The following is an 11900-nucleotide window of genomic DNA, read 5'->3' on the forward strand; positions in this document are numbered from 1 at the left end:
AGCCCGGGCTCTTGAAGGGATATGAATCGCTGACGCATAGCCCCTATCATCAACGTTCAGAAAAAGTTCGATTTTACGTCAACACGCCTATTTAACATAATAGTAATGTATCTCTCACGAGATCGAAAAGATCCGTCGTAATGAACTCTTGCTTCTTTTCCATAACAAGCAACCGGCGGCTCTTCAGAAGTTAGAAGCCCCGGTCACTCCGCCGCGAGTGTTGCTTCGGTCTTACGATTTTCCCACTCTTGCGGCGTCAACGTTTTGATATCGAACTACTCGCGTGTTCGGGCGTAGGCGTGGCCGCCCATACGGCTGACCGCATCTATTATTTGCTAGTCGATATGCAGCTTCGAGGTGTTGGCCGCATCAGAGCGGACAAAAACTCCAATCACCTTCCCCAGAATGATTTCCCGCGCAGGGCCGACCTGCAATGTCGTGTGGCGACGGCATTCGAGTGCGGCTGAGGCCGCCAGGATGCGCGGATTGCGCACCATCTGGCCAGGGACCGTCGCCAGGCCAGCCTTCTCCATCTCGTCGACCTCGGGCCCGAACTTGATGGCGCAGACCTCCATCTGGTCTACCAGAACGTTGCCGCAGATATGGAGGGTAAACTCGCCGGTCTCGCGGATGTTGCGCGCCGTGTCCTTGAGCGAATTCGACCGTTTTGAAACAAGCCGCATCGAAGGCCCCTTGAAATATCCAGTTTAGAAAGCATTTCACCGAGCAATGGGGTCGTACTGCGTTTACGGGTTTCAATCTACCTGCCTAGAATATATCGTTTTTGATTATGTTGGCGCGCTGATCAAAGCGCCATCGAAGGTTGCGAGTTCGATCATGGGCTCGCCTTGCGGATCCTGTGAACTGTCGTCGGGTGCAGCGTGGGTGCGCCGCATGAGGTCATAGGCTTATCCGCGGAGGATGCCATGCCGAGTTTTGCGCTGCTGGATGTCGTCAGTCCCTATGTGATGGGCGGAGCCGCAATCGGCGAACCCTGGCACGAACTCTTGAGCGCGCTGTTCGTCACCGAGATCGAAACGGCATTCGACGACAATGGCATCTGCATCTCCGGCATTGCGCGGTTCAGCGCCGATCTCGACAATTTCACACCGCGTTACGTTCCGCCGGCAACGATAACCTGGGCTCCCAACGCCACCGTCAACCATACGACGCAGCGCACGGCCGGCGCCTATTGGGAACTGCCCGACATCGCCATCACCTTCCGGCTAACCGCGCCCCGCACATCCTCGCCGGTCGCCGACCAGATTTTGCCGGGGCTGAACAATGCCGCGGTCGGCACGCTGCTTGGCAATTTCGGGCGGGGCATGCCGCCGCCTGGCCAGCCGGCCGCGGATGCGCCGGGCACCGTCTTCCATCTCGATCTCCTGCTCGATGCCGCAACCCTGCACCTGCCTTTCCTGACCGGCGCGCTGCTGCAGCCAGACGGCGTGCTTGCGGTCGATCCGACCAATCCGGAAGTCACGGTCACGCTGCCGAAGATCAAGCTGTCGTTCGACCAGACTGCCGGGATACCGGGCACTGCCGATCCGCAGATGACGCTGACGCTCGATTCCTTTGCCGCACAGGATATCGACGACCCTTCCGGCGCCGGTTACGGCGAGGTGATCAGAATGCAGCCGCCCTATGCCCTGCTTGGGCCCGACGACGTCCTGGGATTCGGCTTTAACAGCGTCATCCTTGACCTGTCGGGCACCGAAACGCCGCCGCAACTGCTCGACAAATACGGCGTCGGAGCCGATTTCAGGGGTATCTATCTTCCCGACGTGCGCGTCTTCGTAAAGGTGCCGGGCGCCAAGGGCATGAGCATCGACGTGTCGGCCCGCGAGCTGCTGATCGGGCTTGGGCCGGAGGGCGGCCTTTCGGCGATCTTCGGCGTGGATATCGTCAACCCCGACAAACCACAGGCCGGCACGATCACCATTTACGACGAGTTCGGCGGCATGGTCGATCGGATCGCGCTGCCGGAACTCGATACCGGAACGATCGGAGGTCCGCTGCCGACCTATACGTCTCCGCCTGCTCCGGTGCCGCGCAAATCGCAATGGGTGGTCGATGTGACGGGTGGCCAGCCACCCTACAATATAAGCATCGACAATACCCAGCAGACCGATCAACCAGTTTCGATAACGCTGACACCTGATGTCACCGAACGCACGATCCATATCGAGATCGTCGACGTCCATACCCAGCGGTCGCGGGTCGCGGAGATTCCGATCTATCTGCTGCCGCCATCGCTCACCGCACCAGAGGGCGGGATCGTTGCGGCCTTCGAGCCTGCGATATCGGAAGTCATAACTGCCGGGCCTCCAGGCTATACGATCCTGATATACGACTATCCGAGCCAGGAGGCCGTCACGCTTCTGGTGACACCGCCGGAAGCCACCGTCGAAGTGAAATCGAACGGCGTTGCCATGCTCGCCGATTTCGTCAATGGCCGAGCGTCGGTTTCATTGGCGCATGGAAAGAACATCGACGTCTCGGCGACATGGACCGTCAAACAGGCCGCACCCGGCAGCACCACCACGTTCAACGCACAGTTCCAGTACGACCAGCCGTTACGGCCCAATCCGAAGGCGCCGGTCGACGATCCGAACGATCCGGCATGGGAAGCCTTCTCAAAACAATCCAACCGCATCCAGACCCATCCTTCAGAAGACGCGCACGATCCGGACGGAAAATTCCCGCCACCAACGGAGCCTGTGGAGAAGAGCAGCGCCTTCACGGACTTCCTGGCGATCGCCAAAGCGAATTCAGGCACGGCGATTACCCTGATCGGTGAGGCCAGCAAGGAAAACCAGAAGCTCGAGGATTATAACGTCGCGCTGTCCCAACGGCGGATCTGGGTTATTCAGGAGCTCCTGGAGAGCAAAGGCGCTACAAATGCGATGACCTTCCTTCCGAGAGGCGAGCAGCCACCGGAGCAGGACTATCCCGGCGCACCGGGTCGCGGCCTGTATCGGCGGGTGATCGCCAGCATTGCCGTCCAGAATCCCCCGACCCAAACGACCTACAATGCCGCAATCCGCATCATCCGCGCGCCGCGCAAGCCGGCTCCGCCGGTCTTCAAGCCGCCAGTCATCAAACGCGAGGCCCCAGGCAACGAGAAATTCCGCTTCAGGGAATTCCATCTCCGGCTGCAGCTCGACCACAACAAGGTCATCGCGCTGGAACTGCGGCTTAAGATCGATATCACCACGGTTCTGGAATCCTACCTTACCCGCGTCAAGCAGCAGCAGAACCCGCCGGGTGGCGGCCAAGGCGCTACAGTCTTGCCGGTCGGCAGACTTTCCGATCCCAATGACGGCGTGCTGGACATGCGCTTCCAGCTGACGCTCGACAGTACGGTCGGGCGGTGGGAAGTGCGCGGCAGTTTCTTCGAACAGGATAGCGACGGCTTCTTGCAGACCCCACCGCCCGTGGCGGTCGCCACGGGGCCGGTCCCGGAAAATTTCTGGCGCGACTACTTCGGCGTGATGATCGCCACGATCCCGCTTCTCGACGCCACCGCGAGCGCCGACACGGTACCGGGCAATATCGTCGCGCTGGCGGCCGGCGCCGCTCTGCCTTTGGCGGTCGTCGCGCTCGATATCGTCCATGTGCCGCGCATCACCTTCTATGGCGGTGAGATCATCGTCGGCCACGATCCGAACGGGACGCGCGTCGCCGTGCTGCTCGATGTGGAAGTGGCGCTTCTCGTCACGCTCGATCTCGGCGGCAGCACCAAGCTGATCGATACCGACCCGAACAATCCGATCACCGTGCGCTACAAGGCCGTTGGGTTCGCAACGTCGGACCAGCCGCAATTCAACGATATTGTGCCGGTCTTCGATTCCTCGAAGGGGTACACGATCAACATCCCGAGTGGCGGTGGCATCACCGTTCCCGGCCCGCTCGGCGATATTCTACAGGTCGCCGGCACGCGCATCGCCCGCTCCAACCCCGTCAATATCGAGCTCGATCTCAACCTGAAGGCGGATCTCGGCGTCGTCACGATCGACAAGACGACGATCCGAATTCCGCTTGAAGGCGGACATGTTCCAACAGTGAGCGCGCTCGGCGTCCATATCGATATCGCCGGCGCGATCGAGGGCGGCGGCTACCTCGCGATCTACGACAACGGCTTTGCCGGCCAGCTCGACGTCTCTCTGCCGAGCCTCGGCGTACGCGTCTCCGGTGGGCTGTCGGTTCGTCAGGTGACCGACGAGCAGGATCCGTCCCGCAAGGCAACGGCGATCCTGATAACGCTCGAGGTGGATTTCCCGGTTCCCATCGCGCTCGGCAATTCCGGCCTCGGCATCTACGGGTTCGGCGGACTTTTCGCCCTGCACCACCGGCGCGACGAGCGCGAGACCGATCCTGTACCGGCGCTCGACTGGTTGATACGTGTCAACGGCAATCCAACCGATATCACGGGGTGGATACCAGATATCGACAACTGGGCGATCGGGCTCGGCGCAGTGCTCGGCACCATGGATGCGGGCTTCATCATCAACGTCAAGGGCATGCTGATCTACGAAATGCCCGGCCCCCGTGTCCTCTTCGTCATGAAGGCGAAGATCCTTGCGATCAGACCGCCGCGGCAAGGCAATCCGACCGCAACCATCCTAGCCGTCATCGACCTCGATCTAGGTCGCGGCCGCATCACGATCGGACTTACGTTCGACTACGACATCAAGCCGATGCTGTCGATCCATGTGCCGGTAAGGGCGATCTTCCCGTTCGAGGACCTGGCGCATTTCGCAATCGACGCCGGCACCTGGTATGCGCCGGCGAGCGTCACTTTCTTCGAGCTTTTCAAAGCGCGCGGCTATGTGATGATCCGCGGCAAGGGCATTCCGGACACCGCGCCGGACAGCTACGACAGCGGTGCGACAACGCTCTTCCCGCTTTCACCGCTCGGCGGGTTCTCGCTCGCGACCGGCGTTTCGGCATCCTTCATCTGGGGCGACAAGGGATCGGGCCTTTATATCTCGGTCGGCGGGTCAGCGGATTTCGGCATCGGCTTCTCGCCGATAATCTTTTCCGGCGAGCTCAGGATCTGGGGCGAGTTGCATCTCTGGGTCGTTAGCATCGAGGCTTCAGCCCGCCTCAGCGTGCTCGCAGGGCAAATCCCGGACGGGCCTCCCGTTCCGGACCCGGACCATCCGGGCGAGCTCTATCAGCCAACCCGAAACACCGTGCAGATAGACGGCGAAGTGCATGGCAAGGTCGATTGCTTCTTCTTCAATGTGGAAGGATCGGTGCACGTTACGCTGGGCTCCAAACCGAGTTCGGCGCCTGAGCCGCCGCCGCTTCTGACCGGCATCAGCCTCCAGTCGCGGTCGGCAGCGCTTCTGAGCGGCGTCAGCAGCGACCGGCCAATCGACGGCAAGCTTGCGGATGCGCATGAGGATGTCGGCGGCCTGCCGGGCGCACCGGTGCCGGCTGGCGAGGCGGTGCCGATCGATTCCATCATCGTCCTGCATTTCGACTGCACGCCACGCGTCGACGGCGCTTTCGCAGTCAGGCAGAATAATGCGGACTTCACGGTACCGCTTGGTCCACCGGTCGGTTCGACGAGCCCGGCCGTGCGGCGCGGTGAACCCTATTACACCTATCGCATCCGCAAGATCACCCTCGACAACCCGCTGACGCCGGGAGCCGTGCCGGTCGTCTGGTGGCCGAGCGTCCCCAATCCCGGCCCGGAAAGCAAGCGCGAACTGGCGCTCCTGACCCGCGTGCCGGACGCCCATCCAAGCGCCGTCGAGCGCAGCAAACATGCCGAGGATTTCATTGCCCAGCACTGGGAAACGGTTTGCACCCCGGCAGCCCCGCCCGCCCCGGTTCTCTTTACCTTTCACGACAGCGCGCTCGGCCCCTCGCCAACCGGCTGGATCGTCGATGGCATCGCATGGCCCGATCCTCCGGGCACGACGCGCGATACGCCGCCGAGACTGCGCTTGGATATCGCCGAGACGTGGCGGTCGGGTGACGGCGCGGCCGACATGTTCATGGACATTTCGCCTGCCCGCATCATCGGCGGCCCTGTCACCTGCCCGCAAGGCTGCGGCGGCAAGATCCCAAGCCCCATATTCAGGCCACGTCCCCGGCAGATCAATACGATGCTTCTGAGCGACGATCTGGCGACCGGCGGCCTTCTGAGCACCGGCAGTCATGTCTCCATCCGCGACAGCTTGCTAACAACGAGCACTGCCGAGCAGATGGGGCCACTCAACAGCTTCATCGCAGCGAACATGAAAACGCGTCTCGCCACGCCAAAGCGCGGCTGCTTCGCACGGGTGCTGGAAGCGCCCTTCCTGCGTGTCGGTCCGAAGGAACTGTTCAACGACCATCCGCTCGCCGATGTCTTCGCCAGCCTCTACGGCCAGATGGAGCAACGGCCGGGCGAATTCGCCGACATCGTCGCCCTGTCGACCGGGGAAATCGCAAGGCTGCGCGGCCTCCTTTACGTGCCGAATATCGTGCTCGACAAGGGCCTGATGGAACTGCGCTGCTTCGACCGCAACGGCAACATCGTGGCGCGTATCGGCATCAGCGATATCAGCCGCCGCGTCTCTAAGTTGAACGATGTTCCCAAGGAATGGCTCGACCCGGAAAAACCCTGGCGCTGCCGGGTCCTCGAGGTCCTGGATTTCCTCGACATCCCCGACCCGCGCCGCGACCGGCCGGGATCGGTGGTGCTGGCGGAGACGGATGTCCCGAAAGAGACAGCCTATATCCATTTCGGCATCCACGACGTCGAGCTTCTGACGGAAGCCGGCATACCCCGCCCGAGCTATCTCGTTGCGCTGATCGAAACGCTCGCAACCGCCGAATTGGTGCGTCACGATTCCGAAACGCTCATCAAGAACCACCAGCAGAGCGAGATCAATGGCGGGTTGACCGCCATGGCCGCGCCGCCGGCGCTGCTGTTGCCCGACACCGAATATGCCGTGAGGATCGACTGGGAATACGCGACCTGCGATGCGAATGGCGGCGGCCAGCTAGATTGGAAACAGAGAGACCAGACCTACAGGTTCCGGACCGACCGGGTGCCGCTTGCGCCGCGCGTCGTGCGCCCACCGGGTGAAGATGAGCAAGGTGAGAAGACCCTGCCGTCCCGGCTTGATCCCTGGGTGCTGACGACCGACCCGGACGAAGGCGAGAATTTCTATTTCTACGGATCGCCGGTGCGCATCGTGCTGTCAGTCGATTACCTGCTGAGCATGTTCCAGACCTATGGCGTGGCCTTGCAGGCCAAGGTCCGGGCGTCCTCGTTCCGGAATGTCAGTCCGACCTCTCCGGGCTTCGCCAACACGATCGCCTTGCTCAACGATGCGGTCACCGCTGCCGTAACCGGCGGCGCCATCAATGCCGAGCCGCTGGTCGGCAGCAGCGTCCTGACGCCATGGGAAGACATGGCCCGCGACGTTCTGGCCGACAAACCCTGCGTCGATACGTTGGGCGCGGTCACCCGTCACACGATCGTTGATCTCAATCTGCTGCTTGAGCCTGTGACCGACTATATTCTCGATGTGGAGCCAGTCGATTCGCCGCAGCCCGAACCCCGCCAGCCGGCGCGGCCGATGTTCCGGCGCTCTTTCGTAACATCTCGTTACGCAAACCCCGAGGAAATGTGCGCCTCAGTGGGACAGGCACGTTTCACCGAGCTTCCCGCCGGTGACATCAGCGCGATCGAGGCGCTGGCCGGCGCGCCAGCGCCGCTTTCCCGCTCGCAGATCGACGATGCGCTCGGCACTGCCGGCCTGCGGCCGGTTCTCGACGTCGCCAGCCCGGAAGTCGAGGTTATGTGGAGCGGCAGCGGCGGGACACAGCAACCTCGCGTCCTGGTGTTGCGCACTCCCGAACCGCTGGTCCGGACGCGCAAACAGCCGGTCAATATCGAGCCGCCCGGACAGCCGCGGCTGCAGCGCGAAGTGATTGTCATGGAGGACAGGCCCTATCTCGAAGTGGTCGCTTCTGCTGACGTGCCCGGCTCGGCCGGCCTGACGATCATCAGCCAGCCCGGCCTCAACGTCGTCATCGCGCTGGTGGCCGAAGGACGCGGCAAGCCGATTTCCCTTTCGCTGCGTCGCCATGACAGCGCGTTCCTGGGCGAAGTGGAAGGCACAAGCGACATCGACCTGTTCACCATGACCCTGCAAGCAGCCATCTGGGAGGTGGTGTAATGGCCCGTCGGATTGGCCTTCCGGGCGAACTGTTTCTCGATGCGGTCGTCATCGATCAAGCCCGTGCGCTGGCGATGTCCCAGGGCGAGTCCACCAAAGAAGATTGGGCCAATCCCGGCCGGTTCGATCCCGAAACGGAGCGACGCGTCAAGAACGCGGAGCCCTTCATTGCGCTGAGATGGGTGCTCAATCCGGTTCTCGGCATTCCGCTCGCACCCTTCACTGTCTGGCGTCGCCCCGTGGAAAAACGCGGTCCGGCGCGGGAGATCAGCTTCTGGCGCCGCATTGCCGCCGATACCTACTGGTGGGACGGCGTCAGCGAGATGCTGCGGATCGAACTGGAAGTCTCCGAACAGGTCACCGCTTACGGACTGTCGCGCGCCGATCACGATCCTGTCGCCACCGTGACCGGCGGCCCGGGCGTGATCGTGCTGGAAGGCGGACCGATGCTCGGCGTCAGGGTGAGCGTGCCCGACAGCGTCATCTTGGCGAAGGGACACTCCGCTTTCTTCATGGCCAATGAAGACGGCTGGGAAAAGGTCGAGAATGTCGGCCTGCCGATACCCGACGAACTCGATGAGGCGAGCTACTATCATTCATCCGGCCAAGGCCCTGCCGGCGCACCGACAACACCTTACGATGCGGCGATCGGACGGTTGAAGCGCTGGGGACCGGTGCTCGGCTGGCGTCCGCTTCTCGGACTCGATCCCTGGGTCATGCCGGAACCTCAGCTCCTGGTCGAGCAGTTCGGCGCAGATCTCGTCACCGACCTCGTCGGCGTTCTCGACGCACACCGGCCGCCGCATGGGAGCGACCAATATCGGGCGGAGCGCGCCCCCCGGCCACTACCGGAATTCAGTCAGCTGGTCGCAGACGGCGCCTATAAGTTCGGCCCTGGCAGCGAGATCGAACGCTCCGAGATCGTCACCAGACCGCTGCAGGTGCTGACGCTTGCCGTTGCCAGCGACACCTGGGCCAGCTTGGCGCTCGGTTTCGGCACCGGGGCTGAACTCGGCAAGATGACCGGCGAGCCGGCCGGTTACGACGATTTCATGATCACGGCGCCATGGCACGGCATGATGAAGGCCTCGGTCAAGGAGCCCTCGCCATGGCCGTGGAGCGACAAGACAACTAAGCTCATCGAGCAGGAATACGATCGCGAGCTCGTGGCCGTTGTTCTTTCCCCCAGACGCCGCAGCGCCCCGGCGGCGCCCTCACCGCTTCTTCCCGCCAGCACATTCGTGGAGGGCGCGCCGTGGCCCGACGCGCAATTTACCAGCGCGGTCAAGATCGAAACACCGCGGGTGAAGATCCTCCCCGGCAGGACACAGGTGAGCGGCTATGCCATCGCCCGCTTCGACAAGCCGCAGGCCGGTCAGTACCGCCTGCGCGAACGGCCGAAAGGCGGCTGGATTCCCGTCGGCGCGGTGGCGCCGGTGCGCGCGCCGGATCAATCGCCGGACCCGACACAGTCGCCCGATACAGTGACGCTGCGCGACGGCGGCGTTGCCCTGCCCTTTTCCGGTTCCTCCAGCAATTACCAATACGCGGTGGCGGCGGTCGATCTGTTTGGGCAATGGAGCCCATGGGGCAAGGCCTGGCTGGCGCTCGGCCCCGGCAATATCCAGACGCCGATCATCACGATCACGCGTGCAAAGGCGTCACCCGGCGCCAACAATCAGGATCCCTGCCGCCTGAAAGCCTCGGCGGTCGTCGTCTGGGACGCCACGGAACGGACCTGCCACCGGATGCGGCTGGTGGTCGATGTATTCGATCCGCCGGCCCCACCTCAGCCGCTCCCAGAACCGGCGACAACACCGCAGCCCGGCCTGGCGCGGGCGGACAGCATGATTACCTTCGATCTATCAGGCCAGCCGACCGGCGTTCCTGCAGGCGTGACGGTGACGCCGCTGCAGGCTGACGAAACGCCGGTGGCTCCAAGCGAGGCGTTCGCAACGCGGGAATGGCGCTATCGCGTCGAATGGCGCGACCTACCAATCGTTTACGGCGGAGCGCGCGAAAAGGCTGTCGTCATCTACGCTCAGGCCGAAGAAACCGTGCGGCCCGGCGAATGGCCTACCGTATGGGGCCATGCGCGCGAAATGGTGATTGCGCCCAATCCCCTGCCGCCTCCGACGCCAACCCCTCCTCCGGTCGAGTATCCTGTCTGGGCGTCTCTGCCGGATGCAGCGGGGCTGTCGCTTGCGTCCGTCGAATGGCAGGCGACCGGGGCCTGGGGTTATCGTGTCTTCGAGGCGACCGAAGCGGCACTCAGGGCAGCCTGCGGCAAGCCCGGCCCGATCTTGACCGCGGGTTATGGCGACCGCATGCAATATCTGTTCGATCTCTATGCCGATCCGGCCAACCATCCGTCCCTGAAAGCCGCCTATCGCAAGCTTGGCGAGCAGCCGATAATGGCACCGGCCCAGCCGAACGCAAAGATGCGCTACGAAGCACTGCTGCCCCGCGGCAGCCGGTTGATCCATTGCTTCATCGTCGTAGGCATCAGTGAAAACAATGTCGTCTCGGAGTGGCCCAATGCCGGCACCGATGGCCGGCGCGGCTTCCTCGCCTATGCCATTCCGCGTCCCCTGCAGCCGCCACCGCCGGAGCTTCAGGGTACAGCCTCGTCGGGTGGCCCGCCCCGGATCACCGTGTCCGTTGCCGGCATGCGGCCGGCCGCATCGATCTCTCTCTACCGCACGGCAAAGCCGATCCTTGCCCGCCAGACGGTGACGATGCAGAAGGTCGGCGTCGCGGCCCCCGATCTCGCTGACTGGCAGCAACGACGGGCGGCTGATCCGACTGCCCGGCAACGAGCCGAATTCACCGACGCCGGTGCGGCACCGGGTTGGCAATGGGTTCAGTATCGGGCCGTCGCCCGTTATGCCGACGACCGGGATATTGCCGGTATGGCCGTGGATTCAGAGGCCTCCCATCCGTTCGACCTGCTCTACCCGCCGTCCGGGCCGCCGGTTCTCAACCTCGTGGAGGTGACCGATCGCCGTACCGCGAACCGGGCGGTAGTGCGGATCGACACAGATGGTCCGCGCGACGGAACCGGGATCGGCGACCATATGCTGGCCTGGGTCGTGCAGCAGGCCACCGAACCGCTCGTGCGAGGCTCCTCACCACTTTCCGGGTTGGAGCGCTTCGCCTCGCTCGATACGCTGCTGGGGACAGCCAACGCGATCGGTTATGTCGGTGACGAGCTCTATCTGCAGCTTGCCCGCGAGAACGGCGCGCCTCTTTCCCTATCGATCGACCTGGCCGACCCGATGTCGCGCGCGACGCATCGGGTGATGCAACTGCCGGCCTATGTGGCCGATGTCAAACCCGTCATCGCGAACCTCACTGTGGCGCGGCACAACACGCCGACAGATCGCGCGGTATGGATCGGTTTGGTCTGCAACGCACCCGCCGCCCTCAATGCAAGCCATGACTGGACGCTTTCGCTGCGCCACCGCCCCGCGACGGGACTGCTGCAGACCTGGACGACGCGCAGCGTCGCCATTTCGACCATCCCGGTCGTCAAGACGGTGGCCGACGTGCCGACGCCGGCCGAGTTCAAAGGCGCGTGGCTGGCGACCCGCGTCGGCAAAGCCGGCCAGTTCGTCATCTGGGTCCGTAGCACGACACCGCTTGCGATCGCAGTCGCGCTCACCAACAGCACCGGCCAGTCAATCAACCGCCAGGCGACAAGCACTTGAG

At 63.3% G+C, this 11900-nt stretch carries 2 protein-coding genes and 1 pseudogene; 2 read left to right on the forward strand and 1 reads right to left on the reverse strand.

The annotated features are described in order from the left end of the window. Positions 1-203 precede the first annotated feature (203 nt). Positions 204-650, reverse strand: a pseudogene (locus ACJJVH_RS30470) (flavin reductase family protein); the annotation flags it as partial. A 276-nt stretch (positions 651-926) separates the two neighbouring features. Between ACJJVH_RS30470 and ACJJVH_RS30475 the strand changes: the two are divergent. Together ACJJVH_RS30475 and ACJJVH_RS30480 are read left to right on the forward strand one after the other, a co-directional pair. After that, entirely contained in the window at positions 927-8189 is a 7263-nt protein-coding gene (locus tag ACJJVH_RS30475) for a cadherin-like beta sandwich domain-containing protein (protein WP_412066278.1), read from the forward strand. Next, entirely contained in the window at positions 8189-11899 is a 3711-nt protein-coding gene (locus ACJJVH_RS30480) for a hypothetical protein (protein ID WP_412066279.1), read from the forward strand. Before ACJJVH_RS30475 ends, ACJJVH_RS30480 begins: the two co-directional genes overlap by 1 nt. Position 11900 lies beyond the last annotated feature (1 nt).

The organism is Rhizobium sp. SYY.PMSO, assembly GCF_046840415.1.
GTDB lineage: Bacteria > Pseudomonadota > Alphaproteobacteria > Rhizobiales > Rhizobiaceae > Rhizobium.

Bases quoted from the DNA above. Each gene is read 5' to 3' on its own strand.
- ACJJVH_RS30475 (WP_412066278.1), top strand. From the start codon at position 927: ATGCCGAGTTTTGCGCTGCTGGATGTCGTCAGTCCCTATGTGATGGGC.
- ACJJVH_RS30480 (WP_412066279.1), top strand. From the start codon at position 8,189: ATGGCCCGTCGGATTGGCCTTCCGGGCGAACTGTTTCTCGATGCGGTC.